This window comes from Silvania sp. (genome assembly GCF_051656365.1).
GTDB classification, from domain to species: Bacteria; Pseudomonadota; Gammaproteobacteria; order Enterobacterales; family Enterobacteriaceae; genus Enterobacter; species Enterobacter hatchlandensis.
Genome location: NZ_JBOGBT010000060.1, coordinates 1 through 19,382 on the forward strand (window position 1 = coordinate 1; position 19,382 = coordinate 19,382).

Sequence of the window (19,382 nt, forward strand, 5' to 3'; positions counted from 1 at the left end):
TGGTTATCGCCCTCAGCCTGTGGCAGTGGCGCAGCCTGAACAATCCGCACAGCCATCACCTGCCGTTCGTGTTGACCCTCGGGCTGGTGTTCCTCGGCTTTAGCGGGCTGGGAATCAGTATTTGGCCGCATATCATCCCGCCATCGATCACCCTGTGGCAGGCCGCGGCTCCGCCGCAGAGCCAGGGCTTTATGCTGGTGGGGGCGCTGTTTATTATCCCCATCATCCTTGTCTACACTTTCTGGAGCTATTACGTGTTTCGCGGAAAAGTCCAGCCTGGGGAGGGCTATCACTGATGCAACATTCTGTCTGGAAACGCCTGATGTGGCTGGTCATTATCTGGGGCGGCAGCGTGCTGGCGCTGGCGCTGGTGGGCATGTTCTTCCGTGTACTGATGACGGCGGCAGGCTTTAAATCACACTAAATTCCCTCCTACCAGCCGGGCGATATCGCGTCGCCCGGCTGACAAAAACTGACAAACCCTTTGCGTGAATTTGAATTCCTGAATAATAACCCAACGCAACTATCGGCATGATGGCCGCTCAACGTAACCGGGTGGTGGCAGAATGTTTACAAGAGTGTTATCGGTAGTGTTGCTGACCTGTGCGTTATTTTCCGGTCAGCTGATGGCGGGACATGTGGGGCATCATTTTTTATGGGTGAAGAATGTGGAGCAACAGCTGCGCCATGAAGCCGACAGCGATGAGCTGCGTGCCGTGGCGGAGGAGTCGGCAGAAGGGTTGCGCGAACATCACCACTGGCAGAAGTCGCGCAAACCGGATACTCACTTTCGCTAATTAACTGCCTTTACGCTTCGGCAGCGTTTTCAGCAGTTCGTCAGGGCTGACGGACGCGACGATGCTGCCAGGTTGAGGCATTTTGAAGATGTGATTTTTCATCTTGCCAATAACGTGCATTTCGCACGGACGGCAGTCGAATTTCAGGGTTAATACTTCATCCCCGTTGACCAGCTGCATCGGGGTCGCTTTCCAGCTCTTGATGTTGCCTTTCGCCTGCTTTGGACAGAGGTTAAAGGCAAAGCGCAGGCAATGTTTGGTGATCATCACCGGCACATCGCCCTTCTCTTCATGTGCTTCATAGGCCGCATCAATCAAGGTCACGCCATAGCGCTGATAGAACGCCCGCGCCTTGTGGTTGTAGACGTTTGCCAGGAACGAAAGATGGGTGTCCGGGTAGACAGGCGGCGGCACACTGACCGCTTTGCGGCTGCCGCGCGGGTAGTTTTCCAGACGCGCGGTATCGAGCATCTCGGCGGTTTCACGGCGGAACTGGTTCAGCAGGCTGTTCGGCACAAACAGCGCATCCGGCAGATTTACCTGAATATCCCGGGCGAAATAAATCGTCTGGCCCAGTTTGGCGACGCCGTCTTTCAGGCTGTTCATCGCTTTCTCAGCGTTGTTCGCCACCTCAAACTGTCCGTCCAGGGTATGCGTTACGCTGATACCATCTTCGCTGGTCATCGTCAGGATCAGCTGTTCTTCCCAGCCGCCCAGCTCAATATCCACCGCAATGCGACGTTCGCTGGAGGTTTTCTGCAGCGCCTGCTGCCAGTTATGGTCCAGGTTACGGTTCAGGGCCGCGTGGGGACGCGCTTTATACAGGTCGGCCGGCATTTCGTTCGGCCAGACGCGATAGCGGTTTTCAGCGGTTTTTTCTACCGTATTGGCGCGGAAGCCGACAACTTCTCGCTTGATCATCACGTTCAGCCCATCGCCGTTCGCCAGCGGCTCGGTGACTTCCACATCAAGAAAGTCTTTCGCCACCTTCAGCACTTCACCCACCGGCAGGCCGATAAACTTCGGCGAGTCGAAGGCGCCGATATCGTCTTTACGCGCATTCACAAAGTAGTCGGTGCTGCCGCGGTGGAAGGTCTTGTCGGTCGACGGAATAAAGAAGTGCTCGGTACGTCCGGCAGAGCTGCGCGCCAGGTCACCGCGATCTTCAATAATTGCGTCCAGCATCTGGCGGTAATGGGCAGTGATGTTCTTCACATAGCTCATGTCTTTATAGCGCCCTTCAATCTTGAAGGACTGCACGCCCGCGTCGATAAGCTGAGCCAGGTTGGCGGTCTGGTCATTGTCTTTCATCGACAGGAGGTGTTTATCAAAGGCGACTACCCGGCCCTGATCGTCTTTCAGGGTGTACGGCAGACGGCAGGCCTGGGAGCAGTCGCCGCGGTTGGCGCTGCGCCCGGTTTGTGCGTGAGAGATATTGCACTGCCCGGAATAGGCCACGCACAGGGCGCCGTGGATAAAGAATTCGATGGTAGCATCGGCGGCCTGATGGATGTCGCGGATCTGATTGAGGTTCAGCTCACGCGCCAGCACGATCTGGGTAAAGCCCGCATCGGCCAGGAATTTCGCTTTTTCCACGCTGCGGATATCGCACTGGGTGCTGGCGTGCAGCTCAATCGGTGGGATATCCAGCTCGAGAACCCCCATATCCTGCACGATCAGCGCATCAACGCCAGTCTGGTACAGGTCGGTGATCATCCGCTGCGCCGGTTCCAGTTCATCATCATGAAGAATGGTGTTCAGGGTCACGAACACCTTCGCCCCAAAGCGGTGGGCGAACGGCACCAGATCGGCGATATCGCGCAGGCTGTTGCTGGCATTATGGCGAGCGCCAAATCCAGGGCCGCCGATATAGACCGCATCCGCGCCGTGAAGGATCGCTTCGCGGGCAATGGCGGCGTCACGAGCCGGGCTTAAAAGTTCAAGTTGATGGGATGGCAGGCGCATGCTTCGTCGTTATCCGTTATGGTCAAAATGGCGGCCATTGTAGTCAGAACGCTGCGTCAACGAAACAGTTTTGCGTGCCTTTAGCGGGGATAATGGATCAGGGAGTGAAAGTGTACCGTCTGGCTGCTGCTGTTACGGTAGGCGTGCGGTTTGTCGCCAGCGAAACGCAGGCCGCTATCCGGCGGAATTACGCGCCAGACGCCGTCGATCTGCATCTCCAGCTCGCCGCTGATCGCCACCACATGTTCAATCACCCCGGACTCATGCGGGGTTGATTCGCTCAGGGTGCCCGGCGCGAGGGTGATGGAAAAGTGGTCGTATTTTAGCGCGTCATCCCAGGGGAACAGCGGTTTGACCACCATCGCCTGCTGCTGCGGATCGAACACCGGCGCAGCGTCCGCTTCGGGGCTGATAAAGGTCGAGAACGGCACGTTCAGCCCGGTGGCGATTTTCCACAGCGTCGAGACCGTCGGGCTGGATTCATTCCGCTCCACCTGACCGAGCATCGCCTTTGAGACGCCTGTCTCTTCTGCCAGCTTCGACAAACTCCAGCCGCGCGCCTGGCGCAGCGTTTTCAGTGTCAGTGCAAGATGTTGCGTGATGTCCATAACCCCTCCCGTTGCGGCGAGTGTAGCACTTGTATGCTATAACGCACAGTGATACCTTTCTGGCTGTTATAACGCACAACGGAGTTTTTATGCGCGTCTCATCTCTGACCTTCCCCACGGTATTATCGGGCTTTGTCGCCGTGCTGGTCGGTTACGCCAGCTCCGCCGCCATCATCTGGCAGGCGGCCGCAGCGGCAGGGGCCACCGCGCCGCAGATTGCAGGCTGGATGACTGCGCTGGGGATCGGCATGGGGGTCAGCACCCTGGCGCTGTCGTGGTGGTATAAAGCCCCGGTGCTCACCGCCTGGTCAACGCCGGGAGCGGCGCTGCTGGCCACCAGCCTGCAGGGCGTAACCCTGTCGGAGACCATCGGCATATTTATCTTTGCCAATGCCCTGATCCTGATTTGTGGGGTCAGCGGCCTGTTTGCCCGGCTGATGAAAATTATCCCCCATTCGCTGGCGGCGGCGATGCTGGCGGGCGTCCTGCTGCGCTTTGGCCTGCAGGCGTTTAGCAACATTGAAGGCCACCTGCTGCTGTGCGGCAGTATGCTGCTGGCGTGGCTTCTGACCAAAGCCTTCGCCCCGCGCTATGCGATTGTCGCGACTCTGCTGGTGGGTGGTGCCGTGGCGGCACTGAACGGTGACGTTGTCACTGAAAGGCTGACCTTCTCGGTGGTGATGCCGGAATTTATCGCCCCGACCTTTACCCTGACCACGCTGATTAGCATCGGTCTGCCCTTCTTCCTGGTCACCATGGCCTCGCAGAATGCGCCGGGGTTCGCGACGATGAAAGCCTCCGGCTATCCGGTGGCCGTTTCGCCGCTGATCGTCTTTACCGGCGGGCTGGCGCTGGTACTGTCACCGTTCGGGGTGTACTCGATTTGCATCGCGGCGATCACCGCCGCCATTTGCCAGAGCCCGGATGCGCACCCCAATGCCAGCAAACGCTGGCTGGCCGCCGCCGCAGCAGGCGTGTTCTATCTGCTGGCAGGAATTTTTGGCGGGTCAATCAGTGGGCTAATGGCGGCACTGCCGCTAAGCTGGATCCAGACCCTGGCGGGGCTGGCGCTGCTGGGCACCATTGGCGGTAGCCTGCACCAGGCCCTGCACAATGAAACCGAGCGCGATGCGGCGATTGTGACGTTTCTGCTGACCGCCAGCGGGGTGACGCTGGCCGGGATTGGATCGGCGTTCTGGGGATTGATTGCCGGGGGCGTGTGTTACGCCCTGCTATCACGCACTCGCCGCGCGTAGCTGGGACGGCGTAAATCCTGTGGCGGCGCGAAAGCGGTTACTGAAATGGCTGGCCGAGCTGAACCCGCAGGCCAGCGCAATCTCGGTCAGCGGCTGGCGGGTGGATCGCACTAATGCTTTGGCCTTCTCCATCCGCCGCTGCATCACGTACTGATGGGGCGCCAGCTGCATCGACTGACGGAACATACGTGCAAAATGGTATTCGCTTAACGCCGCCTGGGTTGCCAGATCCGCCAGGGTCAGCGGCTGGGCGAGATTCTCTTCGATAAACCCCAGCACGTTGCGTAATACATACGGCGACAGACCACCGGTCACCGTCGGCAGCGCCCACTGGACGTTGCTGTAATGCTGCACAAGATGGGTGAGTAACAGCGTGGAGGCGGTGCTCAGCGTCAGCTGATTGGCGCTCTGCTGCCAGTCGCAGCCGAGGATAAAATGGCGATACAGGGCGGTGATTTTCGCATCATCACCAAACAGGCTTTCATCGAGCGAGAGCGCGTGCGGGCTCTTGTCCCAGATCTGCTCCCCCACGTGACGCAGATGATCGTCAGTACAGTAGAGATGCACAAACGATAGATCGTCGCGGATATCCCAGCTGGACTCGCTCTCTTTGGGCATCAGGCAGAAACGATCCGGGCCACCGCCGTTTTTCCAGCCCGCGCGAGTTTTGTGGTAGCTCTCGTAACCGTCGGCGATGTACAGGCTCAGGGTATGGTGATCGCAATACTGGGTAATGGTGTCGCGTTTATTAGACCAGGCCGCCAGATGGATCCCCGAATTCAACGCGACGGCATTGTGCAATACCGCTTTATGCTTGCGCAGATTTTCAAAGGCACCGTACATCTCAGCCATAACGTCCCACATATCCATTCACCAGAATGTTTCAGTCTAAAAAGATCTGCCAGCCAGTGCCAGTCTTGTTCTCTGTCGATGGCAAAAAAGCGCAAGAATATGCAAGTCCACCGCAAGCTGGTGAAAGAGGCTAGCGCCTTGTGCCGCCATACTGGACGCAGACTTTGCCAATACGAGAATAAATATGAACGCATTACTGTACGCGCTGGTGGTGGTGATCTGGGGCACCACCTGGATTGCCATCTTCTTACAACAGGGACCGGTTCCGGCCCCGGTCTCTATTTTCTGGCGCTTCGCCGTCGCCACCGCCACCATCATGGCGGTGCTGCTGATCCTGCGCCGCCTGCGCCCGCTGGCGTTACGCGATCACCTCTTCTGCGGACTGCAGGGCTGCTGCGTCTTCTGCTTCAACTTCTGGTGTTTTTATACTGCGGCCGGGTACATCAACACCGGGCTGGAGTCGGTGATTTTCTCGATGGCGGTGCTGTATAACGCCCTGAACAGCTTCCTGTTCTTTGGTCAGCGCCCGCCTGCACGCTTTTATCTGGCGGCGGCACTGGGTCTGCTCGGCATCGTTACCCTGTTCTGGAGCGATCTGCTCGCCAGCGGCTGGAACGCGGGCCTGCTGTTCGGCATTGCCCTGTCGGCGCTGGGCACCTACGGTTTCTCGCTCGGAAACATGATCAGCCTGCGCCATCAGCGTAACGGGCTGGAAACGATGACCACCAACGCCTGGGCGATGCTGTACGGCACTCTGGTGATGGGGGCAATTGCGCTCATTCGCGGGGATGATTTTACCCCGGTGTGGTCGGTAAGCTATATGGGTGCCCTGCTCTACCTGGCCCTGTTTGGCTCGGTAATTGCCTTTGGCGCGTACTTTACGCTGGTTGGGCGGATAGGTGCCGGTAAAGCGGCCTACAGCACCCTGCTGTTCCCACTGGTGGCGCTGTCGTTCTCGACGCTGTACGAGGGATACGTCTGGCACAGCAATGCCATTGCGGGGCTGCTGCTGATATTAACGGGGAATCTGGTCATGTTTGCCAAACCGGAGAGCTGGTTTAACCGGCTGCGGACGGCGTAAAAAAAACCGGCCTGCGCGATGCAGGCCGATCTGGTGTTATTTGGTTTTATTGACATCAAACATGGTCGCATCGGCGGCCATATCATCAACAACCTGCTTCAGAGTGGCGAAGGTCATTGGTGTACTTTCGTTAGTCAGTTCTTTACCTTCACCCTTACGAACGACCTTGAGTACCGGCTTATTGGTTTTGGCGTCAATCAGCTCGCCTTCAAAGTAGAGGTGGGTATCCATGGTACGGTGACCGGTTGCCATCTGCGTGCCGGCAACGACCAGCGCAACAGGGACAACTTCATAGAACTGCAGGCCTTCTTTCTGCGAGCTGACACCCGTGATGGCGCCACGGAAGATCAGGCTGCGTGGACCTGGCGACGCCACAATCGGCTTACGCTGGCCGATAGCGGTTTTCATTTTGTTGTTGGTGTAGTTTAACAGTTCATCCAGAGTGCGTTGACCGATCTGGGTGGTTGGCTTTGGTGCCGGATAATAAGTGACATTGTTCCAGACAATGCTGTCGTAATTTGCTGCGTTATAAGACGGATCAACCCAGCGCAGCGTCGGTTTACCCGATGCAGAGGTGGTTTCTTTCAGCCCAGAGTAGTCTTTTAAAAAGCCTGAATATTGTTCAGGCGCCGCCACTTTTGACGCACAGCCCGCCAGAAGCAATAGACCGGAGAGCGCGGCAACTTTAAATAAAGTATTTGTACGCATAAAGGATGTATCCCTGTTAATTGCAAATATGCAATTGAAGTTATAGCAAAAGATTTAAACAAAGGGAGTGTCAAAAAATGACGAAGACAGCACAAATAGAAAAAACACTGCCCGTCGTTGCGGCGGGCAGCGTTAAGCGGTTATTTTATATCCACTTGCCAGAATAAATGTTTGCCGAACGGGTCAATTTCGTAACCAGTGACCTCTTTACGCACCGGCTCAAATATCGTTGAGTGGGCAATCATTACCGCAGGCATTTGATCGTGCATCATTTGCTGCGCTTCTTTGTACAAGGCCGTTCGTTTATCACGATCGGTTATTGATTTAGCTTCGGCAATAATTTTATCGAATGGTTGATAACACCATTTGGCCGAATTCGAGCCGCCGTTTGCCGAGGTACAGGTAAATAACGGACCGAAGAAGTTATCCGGATCGCCGGTGGCTGTGGTCCAGCCCATCAGCGCCGCCTGATGCTCGCCGCCCTTCACTCGCTTAAGGTATTCGCCCCACTCATAGGTGACCACTTTGGTTTGCACGCCGATTTTCGCCCAGTCGGCCTGGATCATCTCCGCCATGCGTTTAGCGTTCGGGTTATACGGACGCTGAACCGGCATCGCCCACAGATCGATTGTCATCCCGTTCGCAAACCCGGCTTCTTTCAGCAGCGCTTTGGCTTTTTCCGGATCGTAGTCGTAGTCTTTCAGCTCGCTGTCTGCGCTCCATACCCCTGGCGGCAGCAGGTTCTTCGCCGCCGTGCCGGTGCCATGGAAAACGGCCTCGATAATGGCCGGTTTGTTGATCGCCATCGCCAGCGCCTGACGCACTTTGACGTTATCCAGCGGCGCTTTTTGGGTGTTAAACGCCAGGAAACCGGTATTCAGCCCCGCCTTGCTCATCAGATTCAGATCTTTGTTTTCTTTCATTCGCGGCAGATCCGCCGGGTTCGGGAATGGCATCACCTGACACTCGTTTTTCTCGAGCTTGGCAAAGCGCACCGAGGCATCCGGCACGATGCTGAACACCAGACGATCCAGCTTGGCCTTGCCCTGCCAGTATTCCGGGAAGGCGGTAAACAGGATCCGCGAATCTTTCTGATACTGCGCCAGCTTAAATGGCCCGGTACCAATCGGGTCCATATCGACCTTTTCCGGCGTGCCGGCTTTCATCATCGCGTCAGCATATTCCGCCGACAGGATCGAGGCGAAATACCAGGCTAAGTCGGCCACAAATGGCGATTCCGGGTGTGCGAGGGTAAAACGTACCGTCTGGTCATCGACCTTATCGATGGCGGTAATTAGCTTGCCAAACTCCAGACTTTCAAAGTTGGAATAGCTGCCGTTAGAGACGTTGTGATACGGATGATTGACATCTTTCTGCCGCATAAACGAGAAGATCACATCATCGGCATTAAAATCGCGCGTCGGCGTAAAGGCCTTGTTGCTCTGGAACTTCACTCCTTTGCGCAGATGGAAGGTATACACCTTGCCGTCGTCGCTGACGTCCCAGCTCTCTGCCAGGCTCGGAACCAGTTCGGTTGTGCCTGGGGTGAAATCCACCAGCCGGTTATAGACCGGCACCGCGCTGGCATCCACGCTGGTGCCCGAGGTATAGAGTTGGGGGTTAAAGTTTTCCGGCGATCCTTCGGAACAGTAGACCAGCGTTTTGGCGGCAACGGTGGAACTGACCGTCAGCGCGGCGACGATCAGTGCCAGGGTTGTGAGGTTGCTTTTCATCGCGTTTTCCTGTCTTTTAATTTGACGGCTAATGAATTTATTGTCGTGCCAAACCATAAATAACATTAAAGTGATTTTGCAAACACCTGATAACTCAAATAAAGAAGGATCCACCATGTCATCAGCGCTCGCCAGACAATTAACCCAACGCTTCTTTCGCTACCTGGCCATTACCAGCCAGAGCGATCCAAAGGTGAAAACCCTGCCCTCCACGCCCGGCCAGCATGACATGGCGCGCGCGCTGGCGAAGGAGCTGGAATCGCTGGGTCTGGATGATATTGTGATCGACGAATTTGCCACCGTCACGGCGGTGAAAAAGGGCAACGTTCCCGGCGCGCCACGGATCGGGTTTATCACCCATATCGATACCGTCGACGTGGGATTATCACCGGATATTAATCCGCAAATTCTGACCTTCACAGGAGATGATCTCTGTCTCAACGTTGACAAAGACATCTGGCTGCGGGTCAGCGAGCACCCGGAAATCCTGGCCTATCCAAACGAAGCGATCATCTTCAGCGACGGCACCAGCGTACTCGGTGCCGACAACAAATCGGCGGTCACGGTAGTGATGACGGTGCTGGAAAACCTCACTGCCGAGCATCAGCATGGCGATATCGTGGTGGCCTTTGTGCCGGATGAAGAGATCGGTCTGTGTGGGGCAAAAGCGCTGGATCTGAAGCGTTTCGATGTGGATTTTGCCTGGACCATCGACTGCTGCGAGCTGGGGGAGGTAGTCTACGAGAACTTCAACGCGGCGGCGGCGGAAATCCGTTTTACAGGCGTGACGGCGCACCCGATGTCGGCGAAAGGGGTGCTGGTTAACCCCCTGCTGATGGCGACCGATTTCATCAGCCATTTCGATCGCCAGCAAACCCCGGAACATACCGAAGGCCGCGAAGGTTATATCTGGTTTAACGGTATTCAGGCCGGGCAAAACGAAGCGGTGTTGAAGGCCAATATTCGCGATTTCGACCGGGACGGCTTTGCTGCCCGCAAGGTGCAAATCGCCGAGGTGGCGCAGAAAATCGCCGCCCAGCACCCTACCGCGAAGGTGCACTGGCACATCGAAGATACCTACAGCAACATCAGCAATGCGGTCGGCGAAGATCGCCGGGCGATCGACCTGATGTTTGCAGCGATGGAGAGTTTAGGCATCACGCCAAAACCGACCCCAATGCGCGGCGGCACCGACGGCGCAGCGCTCTCGGCGAAAGGACTGCTGACCCCGAACTTCTTCACCGGCGCCCATAACTTCCACTCGAAGTTTGAGTTTTTACCGCTGAAATCGTTCGAGGCCTCGTATCATACGGCATTGCAGCTTTGTTTGCTGGCGGCGCGTTAAGCGGGTTTACGCGCCAGCATCGTAGCAAAACGCAGTTTGATGCGGTTACCTTCAGCGTCGGTGCGGTGTAACGCGCCGACGTCTTCGTTATATTTCAGCAGTTCCCAGCCCGCATAGTAGCCGCTCAGTTCGCCGGTTTTGAAGGCAAACGGGAAGCCGACGTTGCACGGGTAATCTTCCGTATCCATCGCTGCCACAATCAGGTTATAGCCACCCGGTTTGGTGCAGCGCTGCATATTGTCAATCAGACCCGGAATAGTGTTCGCTTCGAGGAACATCATCACCACGGTCGACAGGATAAAATCGTACTCGCCGTCAAAACGCAGGCTGTTGAGATCTTTGATTGCCGACTGCAGATTGGTGATGCCCTCTTTCGCCTTGATGCTCTCGAGGTTATCGATGCTTGCCGCATTCTTATCCCACGCGGTCACGTCAAAGCCGTTCGCCGCCAGATACAGGCTGTTGCGTCCGTTGCCACAGCCCAGATCCAGCGTTTTGCCCGGTTTAACAATCCCGGCGCTGTATACCACGTCGGAGTGAGTGCGGGTCATGCCATATTTTTCGGTAAAGTAGTTATCATCAAACACAGTCATTCTTTTTCCTCAGCTTGCATAAGCGTTGCTTTGTCTGCACGAACCAACAGTTTGCCCTGCATCAGCAGGATAAACGTGCGCACCAGTAAGAGCGCAATAATGGCGTTAGTAAAAATAAACAGCGGGATGGCGATAGCGTGAAACAGCCCGGACGGGCTGCTCTGGCCCAGATGCAGGCCGGTGGTGGCCAGCGCCGACACGCCGAATGAAAAGCTCCAGAACGACGCGTTAAACGGCTGCGACAGATACCAGGGCATCAGGCGCAGGGTAAACAGCAGTTGGAGCAGGCCGTAGCCAAACAGCATTTTGGCAAAGGTATCTGCTTCACCGCCGTTGACGGCAAACCAGGCGCTACAGGCCACCAGCGCGGGCGCCAGCTGAATGCCCAGCGAGGTGCGCAGCGTGGTGGGCAGCTCGCCTGCGCTGCGTAGCCGCTGCAGGATCACCGGTTCAAGGCTTAGCCAGGAGAAGACCCCCGCCCCCAGAAATACCAGCCCGGCATCGTGAAAGCCGAGCGCGCCGCAGGCCATGGCGCTGATAAAGTTGTTTGCCACCGTCGGCAGATACAGGCCAGGGGTGGTCGCCTCCTGGCTATGGGTGCCGCGCCACAACCCGGCGGACTGCCACGAGGCATAGCTCAGCTGCACCACCACGCCGACGGTGAACAGCACCAGCGCCAGCGGGCGATACCAGGGGACAAAACCAATCGCCACCAGCAAGGTGGTCGCCGGGAACAGGCTGACAAAACTGCTCATCACCGGATGGCGCATTTCGGCCAGCACGCTGCGCGGAAAGCGCACCACCCGGCTAATAAAGGCCACCGTCAACAGCAGCCAAATCACCATCGCCAGCGTCACCAGGATCTCCCCAGGCCAGCGCGTGACGGGCCAAATGGTGCTGGCATAGCGCCAGGCAAATCCCATTCCGATAATACCCAGCACCATCCCGAAATAGCCGGACGGTAAATTAAGAACACCTTGAGTGCTTTTCTGACTTCGCATTTCTTTTAAACTATAAATAATATTTGAAATGCTAGTTTAAGGGGTTTCATTTCCGGATGCCATACTTTCGATCAACGTAAAGTTTGCTACGTTTAGTGGAGAGAACAACAGCGGAAACGGTGATGAATAAATATCGACTCAGCGATGAAACCCGCCAGCACCACTGGCAAAACGGCGAGGCTAAGGCCGCAGTCACCGTGCGGCAGATTATCGCCGCCCGTGATTTCAGCGATGTGAAAAGCGGCACCCGAGGCGGCTGGGTGGATGATGAATCGGCGCTGTCGCAGGATCAGGACTGCTGGATCTATGACGAAAACAGCGTGGTGTTCGAGGGTGCGCAGGTGTGCGGCAACGCGCGCATTACCCAACCCTGCGTGATCAGCCATCAGGTGTGGATCGGCGATAACGTCTGGGTCGACGGGGCGCAAATCAGCCACGGGGCGCGAATCAGTGACAACGTCACGGTGCAATCGTCGGTGGTGCGCGGCGAATGCCATCTTTTCGATAATGCCCGCATTCTGCACAACAGCATGGTGATTGCCGCCAAAGGCTTAACTCCCGACCACGATCAGATCCTGAAAATCTTCGGCGAGGCTACCGTCAGCCAGTCGCGGGTGGTGCACCAGGCGCAGATCTACGGCAATGCCATCGTGAGCTACGCCTTTGTCGAGCACCGCGCCGAGATCTTTGAGAATGCGCTGCTGGAAGGCAACGAGGTGAATAACGTCTGGGTATGCGACTGCGCCAAAGTGTACGGCAACGCGCGCCTGCTTGCCGGGCTGGAAGAGGACGCCATCCCCACGCTGCGCTACAGCTCGCAGGTCGCCGAAAACGCGCTGGTCGAGGGAAACTGCGTCATTAAACATCACGTCCTGATTGGCGGCGAAGCCTGGCTGCGTGGCGGGCCGATTTTGCTCGACGATAAAGTGGTGATCCAGGGCCGGGCGCGCATTCACGGCGAAGTGCTGATCGAGCATCATATTGAAATTACCGACGATGCGGTGGTTGAAGCACTGGACGGGGACGCGATTCACCTGCGCGGCGCGAAGGTGATTAACGGCGCGCAGCGCATCACGCGCACGCCGTTGCTGGGAGCATTATGAAGCGTAGATCCGGGCGTAGATATTCTGATCGTCAAAACGCCCGTTGAGGAACTCCGCCTCTTTCAGGCAACCTTCCAGCAGAAAGCCGTTGCGCAGCGCCACCTGGTTGCTGGCGTGGTTCGCGACCCGGCATTTGATCACAAAGCGGCGGATCTCGTTGCGCTCGACGTAGTAGCCAATAAACGCCTGTAATGCCTGGGACAAGATACCCTGCCCCTGATGATCTTCATCCAGCCAGTAGCCGATATAGCCCGTTTTATTCAGCGGCTCGATGGCATTAAACGACAGCACCCCTACCAACGCCCCATCGTTAAACATCAGGAACATTTTGGCGTAACCGCGCTGATGCAGCATCTGGTTGCTCTGCAGGTTCTGCCTGCTGTCCTCTTCCGATCCCACATACTGCGGCCAGTTAAGCGATTCCTGCAGCCACTGGCGATTTTTGACCACCAGCTTGTGCAATTCACTGGCGTAACGCTCATCGGCGGCGCGCAGTTCGAGACGCTCGGTAACAGGGATAATTTCTTCGGTGATTGCGGTCATAGTCCCTCAATGTAGTCGTCTGCTCCCCCTCACCCCAACCCTCTCCCTGAATGGAGAGGGGGCCGACCGTGCCAATTTTTTTGTGAGGATCCCTCAGCCCTCAAGGGAGAGGGAACCGTACGAGCCACCCATTAACGCATTATGCGGTCATCCACATACTGCCGTTTATCCGCTGCTGGCGGATAGTAGTGGTACATCCAGGTCTCACTGATTGCCTCGCCCTGACAGCGCAGGAACATCCGCATATCCACCGGCTCGGCGTCGTCGCTGGTCGGATACCAGTCAAACAGAATGCGGTAGCCGTCGAACGGCTCGACGTACAGAATTTCAATCTGCTTCGCTTCCCCGTTGGACAGCGTGATCACCGGTTCGATCCCTTTCGGGGCCGCGGCTTTCAGATCGCCGCCGACAAAGTCGATGGCGAAACGGCGCGCCCACACTTTCGGGTAGTGTTCACCGGGTGCCCAGCCTTCCGGGAAGCCGCCCATACCGCTGCGGGTGGCTAACACATTCGCCAGCGGAGAACGCACCGGAGGTTTGGCGCTCCAGTACAGACGGTACTGGTAGTCGAGGGAATCCCCGGCTTTGATCGGTTTTTCCGGCTGCCAGAAGCAGACCACGTTATCCAGCGTTTCGCCGGTGGTCGGGATCTCCATCAGGCCGACGGTGCCTTTGCCCCACTGGTTGCGCGGCTCGACCCACAGGCTTGGGCGTTTGTTGTACCAGCCCATGATGTCCTGATAGTGCGAGAAATCGCGATCCAGCTGCAGCAGACCAAAGCCTTTCGGGTTTTTGTCGGTATAAGCGTGGAACTGCAGCTTTTGCGGGTTGTTCAGCGGACGGCAGATCCACTCCCCGTTGCCGCGCCACATCGCCAGACGATCGGAGTCATGGATCTGCGGGTGAATGGTGTCGCACATCCGGCGCTCGTTATTGCCGCAGGCGAACATGCTGGTCATCGGGGCGATCCCCAGCTGCTGGATATCCTTGCGGGCATACAGATGGTTGTCGACGTCCATGATCACCTGGTTCTTCTCACAGTGGATCACGAACTTATAGGCACCGGTGATGCTCGGGCTGTCGAGCAGGGTATAAACGGTAAAGGTGGTGTCCCCTGGCTTGACGGTTTCGAACCAGAAGGAGGTAAAGTCCGGGAACTCTTCGGTGCTATCAGCGTAGGTATTCAGCGCCAGACCACGGGCAGAAAGGCCATACTGGTAGGTATCATCTACCGCGCGGAAGTAGCTCGCGCCAAGGAACGAGACGATGTCGCGACGCGCCAGCTCCGGCGCCTTAAAGGCACGGAAGCCCGCAAAACCTAAATCGCTCTGGCCTTCCAGCTGTTTGGTGTCGACGCCCGCGTCATGGTAGTTAAACAGCTCCGGGCGGAAGTGAATTTCACGCGCCTGCGACGTCTGGTTATCCAGTGAGAACATGCGCACCCGGCGGCGAAAGCCCATCCCAACGTGGAAGAACTGCACGTCCAGCTGACGGTTTTCGATGTTATTCCACAGGGAATGTTTTGCGTCGTACTGGATGCTGTTGTACGCCTGCGGCGTCAGCGTGGCCAGCGTGTCTGGCAGCGGACGCGGCGCCCCGCCCCACGGAGTTTGCGCCAGGTCATGCGCCATGGATTGCAGCACAGAAAAGTCGAAACGACGGCTCTGACCGTCCGCAATGTCCGATTCAGCCGCATTGGCCGCACGGGAGAAAAGCGTGGCGAGCCCGGTAGTGCTGCTCAGTGCAGCAACGGCCAGTGAGCCTTGTAAAAAACGTCTGCGATTCATGCCTGAAAAAACGTCCTTATGGTCGTGGGGAGTAAGGTTTCGCATCGGGCGAAACGACGGCAAGAAAGAACATCATTAAGAGGCACAGCCTAAACAAAAACGATTGAGAATCCAATTATTGACAGGTGATTAAACAAGCAAAGTGCGAAAGATTTATCTGTCGAGGGGAATCGCCTGAAACGCGGGTAAAGAAACGATTAAAAAAGCCCCTGTTGGACATCGTCAACAGGGGCTAAAAGGTCAGGATTTTTTTATTTTACGCTGACATCGATGCCCGGGAAGTACTTCTGAGCGAGCTTGTCGATGGTGCCGTCAGCGCGGACTTTATCAATGGCGGCATCAAGCTGTTTTTTGGTTGCGTCATCACCTTTACGCAAGCCAAAACCGATCCCGCTGCCGAGGATGGTGTCATCAGAGACTGGCTTGCCGATAAAGCCAAACCCTTTCCCCTGCGGCTTGCTCAGGAACCCGGCCTGCCCGGCGGCGGACATCACCAGCGAAGCGTCGATGCGACCATTCAGCAAATCAGCCCATGCCATGTTCTGATCTTTATACGACACCACGGTGACACCGTGCTTTTCCCAATGCTCTTTCGCGTAGGTTTCCTGGATGGAACCCTGCAGAACGCCGATGGTTTTACCCTTCAGCCCGTCTGGCGTGGCGTCTACCGCGCTACCCGATTTGCCCACCAGCTGGGACGGGATGCGGTAGATCGGCTGGGTAAAGTCGATGCTCTGGCGGCGCTGGTCGGTGATGTTCATCGCCGAGTTGATGGCATCGAATTTCTTCGCCACCAGGCCCGGGATCAGTGCATCAAACGAGGTTTCAACCCAGTTGCACTTCAGCGCAGCCGCCGCGCAAATCGCGTTGCCGAGCTCAATATCAAACCCTTCCAGCTCACCTGCGGCATTACGGCTCTCAAAGGGCGGATACTCGGCTTCTACGCCATAACGTAATTCGGTTGCGGCGAAAGAAGAGAACGAACACAGCAACCCCAGGCCGACAACGAAGGCTTTTAATTTCATAACTGAACTCCTTAGCGTGGTTTTACCCGACACAGGGCCTGCGCACCTGCCCGTAAAGTCGCCTCATCTTTGGCAAAAGAGAGACGTATTAATTTGTTATCTGTCCCGTCGGTATAAAACGCCGAGAGCGGGATAGTGGCAACACCGTAGTCAATAATCAGCCGTTTCACCATCTCGCTGTCGCTTTCATCGCTGAAATGGCTGTAGTCTGCCAGCAGGAAGAACGACCCGGCGCTCGGCAGCAGGCGGAACGGTGATTCCGCCAGCAGGTTGACCAGCAGATCGCGCTTGCGCTGATAAAACGCCGCCAGCGACAGCCAGGTTTGGGGATCGGCCATATGTTCGGCAAAGGCGTGCTGCATAGGGGTATCGGCAGAGAACATCAAAAACTGATGGATTTTACAGATCTCGTCCATCAGCTCCGCCGGAGCAACGCAGTAGCCGACGCGCCAGCCGGTGACGTGATAGGTTTTGCCGAACGACGAAATAATCACGCTGCGCTCTGCAAGCCCAGGATGGGTCGCCATGCCGTGATGCGGCACGTCGTCAAACACCACGTGCTCATACACTTCGTCAGAAAGAATAATGATATCGGTATGACGGGTGATCGCCGCCAGCTGTTCCAGATCGTTCGCGGAGAAGACCTGCCCGCTCGGGTTATGCGGCGTATTGACGATAATCATCCGGGTGCGCGAGGTCACAGCGGCGCGCACTTCATCCCAGTTCACCGCAAAATCCGGCACCGTCAGCTTGATGGCCACCGGCGTGGCGCCCTGCAGACGCACAATTGGCGCGTAGCTGTCGAACGACGGCTCGAAGTAAATCACTTCATCGCCAGGGTGAACCAGCCCGCTGATCGCCGAATAGAGTCCTTCGCTGGCGCTGGCGGTGACTAACACTTCGCTGGCGGGATCGTACTGGGTGCCGTACAGCGCGGCGATTTTACTGGCGATACGCTCTTTCAGCGCTGCCAGCCCGGTCATCGAGGCATATTGATTGTGCCCGGCCTGCATCGCCCGGTGCACGCCCGCAATCAGCTCAGGATCGCAGGAAAAGTTCGGAGCCCCCTGAGAAAGGTTGATGGCATTGTGCTCCGCAGAGAGCTGACCGATAACGGTAAAAATGGTGGTGCCAACGTCCGGCAGTTTGGAACGGGTCTGTATCGGGGTACGCAGAGTCATCATAAATCCCTTCTCGTGGATATTGCATAACTATTCAACCCAAACTCCGTTGCCGCGACAACCGAATTGTTGTCATAATAGCCATGACAAAAAATCATACCTGGAGGTGATATGTCGCGTCGTTCTTTCCCCCTGACCGCCGTTGAGGCGTTTATCGTTACCGCGCGCCATTTGAATCTGACCCATGCGGCCAAAGAGCTGTGTCTGACGCAGGGCGCGGTGAGCCGCAAAATTGCCGCGCTGGAGAGCTGGTTCGGCTTTCCCCTGTTTGAACGTCACGCCCGCGGATTGCGCCTCTCCCCCCAGGGAAGCGCCCTGCTGCCGGATCTGCGCGCCTCGTATGAGCATTTCCTGACGGTGGCGGATCAGGCCCGGGCGCAGCAAACCGTGGTGCGGGTGAAAGTCCCCACCTGCGCGGTACGCTGGCTGGTGCCGCGCCTGCTGCAGGTCGAGCGTGACCAGCCGGAGCTGCAAATTGCGCTGACCGCCACCAACGATCACAGCGTTAATTTCAAAACCGAATCCTACGATGCGGCGATTGTCTTCGGCACCCAGCTGAGCGCGGGCGATCTGCTGTTTGAAGAGGCATTAACCCCGGTGATCAGTCCCCTGCGCCAGGCGTGTGCGGTAGAGACGTTGACCTTCCTGCACCCCACGCGGGATAAGACTGACTGGTCGCTGTGGCTGGAGAAACAGGCCGTGCAGCCGCCTGCCATGCACAAAAATCAACACTTCGATACCATGGATCTGGCGATCACCGCCGCCATTCAGGGGCTCGGCGTGGCCATTGCCGACGAAACGCTGGTGGAGGAGGATATCCGCGCCGGGCGGCTGGTGCGGCCTTTCGCCAGCAGCGTAAAAACCGGGGCCAGCTACCGGCTGGTGCTGCGTGAATCGCGCGGTAAGGCCGCCGGGCTCGCGGCCTTCAGGCATTGCCTGCTCAGTCCAGGCTGACGTGGTGCTTCATCACCCGCTTAAACAGCGCCAGTCTGGCGCGCATAAAGTGGTTTTCCAGCTTAAAACCTGCATGTTTATTCAATCCAATGCGCAACAGCACGTCCCGCCTATGGTGACAGGCAGGCCAGCGCGTCGGGCCTTCCAGCGTCGAGCATCCCCGACTGGCGGAGCGGGCAAAATTGACCCAGTAGTCCGCCACCTGAGCAGAAAACGCCAGATCGTTGTCATTCACATACTGCCGGGCGGGCTCGGCAAGCGTCAGCGTATCAAACACGTACGGCACTTCATTGCCGTGCCACGCCCCGTTGGCGTAGGTGTCATGCTCGGCTTCGGCGACATAATCAAACCAGTAGCGCCAGCACGGCTCTCCGACCCGCTGCTGGGCCTGCATCACCACAAAGCCGAGGGTGGTAAACGCCATATCGCGGCACACCTGGCGACCCAGTGCCTCGTCACCTTTCACGCCCCGATAGAGCAGTTTAATCAGCCCCAGGCCTAAGCGCCGCTCCTTGCGCAGCTTCTGGATCTGCCCGGCAAGATCAATCCCGAATACCGCCATCACGCTGGCTTCATCGCTGTTCGAGCCAATCATAATGGGCACCGGATGCTGCCGCGCGGCAAAAAAGACCTCCAGCATTGGCTCCGGCAGCACGCAGTCGCCGACAATCGGCGTGGGTGCCACGTTCAGCGGCGCGGTCAGCGGCCAGAAATCTTCTGCCGGGATCGCCCTGAGCTGCTCTGCGCTGGTGTTATCCAGCCCAAAGTGGGCCGCCAGCGCTTTACCTTTTTCCAGCGCCTGCTCGCGCGGCGTATCCGCCAGGGTGTAACCGCTCTGCACTATCGCCTT

At 57.2% G+C, this 19,382-nt stretch carries 20 protein-coding genes; 8 read left to right on the forward strand and 12 right to left on the reverse strand.

Annotation, left to right across the window (positions count from 1 at the left end):
* The 3 genes from ACRDD5_RS11705 to ACRDD5_RS11715 all read left to right on the forward strand — a co-directional run.
* Positions 1 to 296 (forward strand): cytochrome d ubiquinol oxidase subunit II (locus tag ACRDD5_RS11705; RefSeq protein ID WP_438676849.1); only part of this gene is annotated, 296 nt, incomplete at its 5' end.
* Positions 296 to 424: a DUF2474 domain-containing protein gene (locus ACRDD5_RS11710; RefSeq protein WP_271270144.1), complete on the forward strand. Its 129-nt coding sequence runs from the start codon at positions 296 to 298 to the stop codon at positions 422 to 424. The genes ACRDD5_RS11705 and ACRDD5_RS11710, both read left to right, overlap by 1 nt.
* Before the next feature lie 142 nt (positions 425 to 566).
* Entirely contained in the window at positions 567 to 797 is a 231-nt protein-coding gene (locus ACRDD5_RS11715; RefSeq protein ID WP_271281196.1) for a DUF2554 family protein, read from the forward strand.
* Here ACRDD5_RS11715 and ACRDD5_RS11720 read toward each other — a convergent pair whose 3' ends face one another.
* Together ACRDD5_RS11720 and ACRDD5_RS11725 are read right to left on the reverse strand one after the other, a co-directional pair.
* On the reverse strand, positions 798 to 2,762 hold the full coding sequence (locus ACRDD5_RS11720; protein WP_271281197.1) for a peptidase U32 family protein: 1,965 nt from the start codon (positions 2,760 to 2,762) through the stop codon (positions 798 to 800).
* Positions 2,763 to 2,842: 80 nt separating this feature from the next.
* The gene (locus tag ACRDD5_RS11725; protein ID WP_271281198.1) at positions 2,843 to 3,370 is read right to left on the reverse strand and encodes a helix-turn-helix domain-containing protein; all 528 of its coding nucleotides are present in this window, start codon (positions 3,368 to 3,370) and stop codon (positions 2,843 to 2,845) included.
* A gap of 68 nt (positions 3,371 to 3,438) precedes the next feature.
* Between ACRDD5_RS11725 and ACRDD5_RS11730 the strand changes: the two genes are divergently transcribed.
* A complete protein-coding gene (locus ACRDD5_RS11730) occupies positions 3,439 to 4,626 on the forward strand; it encodes a benzoate/H(+) symporter BenE family transporter (RefSeq protein WP_438676857.1) in 1,188 nt (395 codons plus the stop codon).
* Here ACRDD5_RS11730 and ACRDD5_RS11735 read toward each other — a convergent pair.
* On the reverse strand, positions 4,606 to 5,478 hold the full coding sequence (locus ACRDD5_RS11735) for a helix-turn-helix domain-containing protein (RefSeq protein ID WP_438676858.1): 873 nt from the start codon (positions 5,476 to 5,478) through the stop codon (positions 4,606 to 4,608). The two genes, ACRDD5_RS11730 and ACRDD5_RS11735, sit on opposite strands and share 21 nt — an antisense overlap.
* Before the next feature lie 184 nt (positions 5,479 to 5,662).
* Between ACRDD5_RS11735 and ACRDD5_RS11740 the strand changes: the two genes are divergently transcribed.
* Entirely contained in the window at positions 5,663 to 6,559 is an 897-nt protein-coding gene (locus tag ACRDD5_RS11740; protein WP_438676850.1) for a DMT family transporter, read from the forward strand.
* Positions 6,560 to 6,595: 36 nt separating this feature from the next.
* Here the strand turns inward: ACRDD5_RS11740 and ACRDD5_RS11745 are convergent, their stop codons facing one another.
* Positions 6,596 to 7,267, reverse strand: a complete 672-nt coding sequence (locus ACRDD5_RS11745) for a DUF3313 domain-containing protein (protein WP_271281200.1) — start codon at positions 7,265 to 7,267, stop codon at positions 6,596 to 6,598.
* A 140-nt stretch (positions 7,268 to 7,407) separates the two neighbouring features.
* Complete coding sequence (locus ACRDD5_RS11750; protein WP_438676851.1) at positions 7,408 to 9,000, reverse strand: ABC transporter substrate-binding protein; 1,593 nt, start codon at positions 8,998 to 9,000, stop codon at positions 7,408 to 7,410.
* Between the two features lie 115 nt (positions 9,001 to 9,115).
* Between ACRDD5_RS11750 and pepT the strand changes: the two genes are divergently transcribed.
* On the forward strand, positions 9,116 to 10,345 hold the full coding sequence (pepT, locus tag ACRDD5_RS11755; RefSeq protein WP_438676852.1) for a peptidase T: 1,230 nt from the start codon (positions 9,116 to 9,118) through the stop codon (positions 10,343 to 10,345).
* Here the strand turns inward: pepT and tehB are convergent.
* Positions 10,342 to 10,938: a tellurite resistance methyltransferase TehB gene (gene tehB / locus ACRDD5_RS11760; RefSeq protein WP_438676853.1), complete on the reverse strand. Its 597-nt coding sequence runs from the start codon at positions 10,936 to 10,938 to the stop codon at positions 10,342 to 10,344. The two genes, pepT and tehB, sit on opposite strands and share 4 nt — an antisense overlap.
* The gene (gene tehA / locus ACRDD5_RS11765; RefSeq protein ID WP_271281204.1) at positions 10,935 to 11,939 is read right to left on the reverse strand and encodes a dicarboxylate transporter/tellurite-resistance protein TehA; all 1,005 of its coding nucleotides are present in this window, start codon (positions 11,937 to 11,939) and stop codon (positions 10,935 to 10,937) included. The genes tehB and tehA overlap by 4 nt, the downstream gene beginning before the upstream one ends.
* A gap of 122 nt (positions 11,940 to 12,061) precedes the next feature.
* On the opposite strand from tehA, the gene ydcK reads away from it, so the two are divergent.
* The gene (ydcK, locus tag ACRDD5_RS11770) at positions 12,062 to 13,042 is read left to right on the forward strand and encodes a YdcK family protein (protein WP_271281205.1); all 981 of its coding nucleotides are present in this window, start codon (positions 12,062 to 12,064) and stop codon (positions 13,040 to 13,042) included.
* Here the strand turns inward: ydcK and rimL are convergent.
* From rimL to ACRDD5_RS11790, 4 genes are all read right to left on the reverse strand, one after another.
* Positions 13,037 to 13,576: a 50S ribosomal protein L7/L12-serine acetyltransferase gene (gene rimL, locus ACRDD5_RS11775; RefSeq protein ID WP_438676859.1), complete on the reverse strand. Its 540-nt coding sequence runs from the start codon at positions 13,574 to 13,576 to the stop codon at positions 13,037 to 13,039. The genes ydcK and rimL overlap by 6 nt on opposite strands.
* A gap of 140 nt (positions 13,577 to 13,716) precedes the next feature.
* Positions 13,717 to 15,372, reverse strand: coding sequence for a glucan biosynthesis protein D (locus tag ACRDD5_RS11780; protein WP_271281206.1), 1,656 nt, complete (start codon positions 15,370 to 15,372; stop codon positions 13,717 to 13,719).
* Between the two features lie 251 nt (positions 15,373 to 15,623).
* A complete protein-coding gene (locus ACRDD5_RS11785; RefSeq protein ID WP_438676854.1) occupies positions 15,624 to 16,397 on the reverse strand; it encodes an ABC transporter substrate-binding protein in 774 nt (257 codons plus the stop codon).
* A gap of 11 nt (positions 16,398 to 16,408) precedes the next feature.
* Positions 16,409 to 17,578 carry a pyridoxal phosphate-dependent aminotransferase gene (locus tag ACRDD5_RS11790; protein WP_271281254.1) on the reverse strand — a complete coding sequence of 390 codons (1,170 nt, stop codon included), beginning with the start codon at positions 17,576 to 17,578 and terminating at the stop codon, positions 16,409 to 16,411.
* A gap of 111 nt (positions 17,579 to 17,689) precedes the next feature.
* Here ACRDD5_RS11790 and ACRDD5_RS11795 point away from each other — a divergent pair, with 111 nt between their 5' ends.
* A complete protein-coding gene (locus ACRDD5_RS11795) occupies positions 17,690 to 18,532 on the forward strand; it encodes a LysR family transcriptional regulator (RefSeq protein WP_438676855.1) in 843 nt (280 codons plus the stop codon).
* On the opposite strand, the gene ACRDD5_RS11800 is transcribed toward ACRDD5_RS11795, so the two are convergent.
* Positions 18,519 to 19,382 (reverse strand): carboxylesterase family protein (locus tag ACRDD5_RS11800; protein ID WP_438676856.1); only part of this gene is annotated, 864 nt, incomplete at its 5' end. The genes ACRDD5_RS11795 and ACRDD5_RS11800 overlap by 14 nt on opposite strands.

Bases quoted from the DNA above. Each gene is read 5' to 3' on its own strand.
- ACRDD5_RS11750 (WP_438676851.1), bottom strand. From the start codon at position 9,000: ATGAAAAGCAACCTCACAACCCTGGCACTGATCGTCGCCGCGCTGACG.
- ydcK (WP_271281205.1), top strand. From the start codon at position 12,062: ATGAATAAATATCGACTCAGCGATGAAACCCGCCAGCACCACTGGCAA.
- ACRDD5_RS11720 (WP_271281197.1), bottom strand. From the start codon at position 2,762: ATGCGCCTGCCATCCCATCAACTTGAACTTTTAAGCCCGGCTCGTGAC.
- tehA (WP_271281204.1), bottom strand. From the start codon at position 11,939: ATGCGAAGTCAGAAAAGCACTCAAGGTGTTCTTAATTTACCGTCCGGC.
- ACRDD5_RS11725 (WP_271281198.1), bottom strand. From the start codon at position 3,370: ATGGACATCACGCAACATCTTGCACTGACACTGAAAACGCTGCGCCAG.
- ACRDD5_RS11715 (WP_271281196.1), top strand. From the start codon at position 567: ATGTTTACAAGAGTGTTATCGGTAGTGTTGCTGACCTGTGCGTTATTT.
- ACRDD5_RS11790 (WP_271281254.1), bottom strand. From the start codon at position 17,578: ATGACTCTGCGTACCCCGATACAGACCCGTTCCAAACTGCCGGACGTT.
- ACRDD5_RS11745 (WP_271281200.1), bottom strand. From the start codon at position 7,267: ATGCGTACAAATACTTTATTTAAAGTTGCCGCGCTCTCCGGTCTATTG.
- ACRDD5_RS11710 (WP_271270144.1), top strand. From the start codon at position 296: ATGCAACATTCTGTCTGGAAACGCCTGATGTGGCTGGTCATTATCTGG.
- tehB (WP_438676853.1), bottom strand. From the start codon at position 10,938: ATGACTGTGTTTGATGATAACTACTTTACCGAAAAATATGGCATGACC.
- pepT (WP_438676852.1), top strand. From the start codon at position 9,116: ATGTCATCAGCGCTCGCCAGACAATTAACCCAACGCTTCTTTCGCTAC.
- ACRDD5_RS11740 (WP_438676850.1), top strand. From the start codon at position 5,663: ATGAACGCATTACTGTACGCGCTGGTGGTGGTGATCTGGGGCACCACC.
- ACRDD5_RS11735 (WP_438676858.1), bottom strand. From the start codon at position 5,478: ATGGCTGAGATGTACGGTGCCTTTGAAAATCTGCGCAAGCATAAAGCG.
- ACRDD5_RS11780 (WP_271281206.1), bottom strand. From the start codon at position 15,372: ATGAATCGCAGACGTTTTTTACAAGGCTCACTGGCCGTTGCTGCACTG.
- ACRDD5_RS11785 (WP_438676854.1), bottom strand. From the start codon at position 16,397: ATGAAATTAAAAGCCTTCGTTGTCGGCCTGGGGTTGCTGTGTTCGTTC.
- ACRDD5_RS11795 (WP_438676855.1), top strand. From the start codon at position 17,690: ATGTCGCGTCGTTCTTTCCCCCTGACCGCCGTTGAGGCGTTTATCGTT.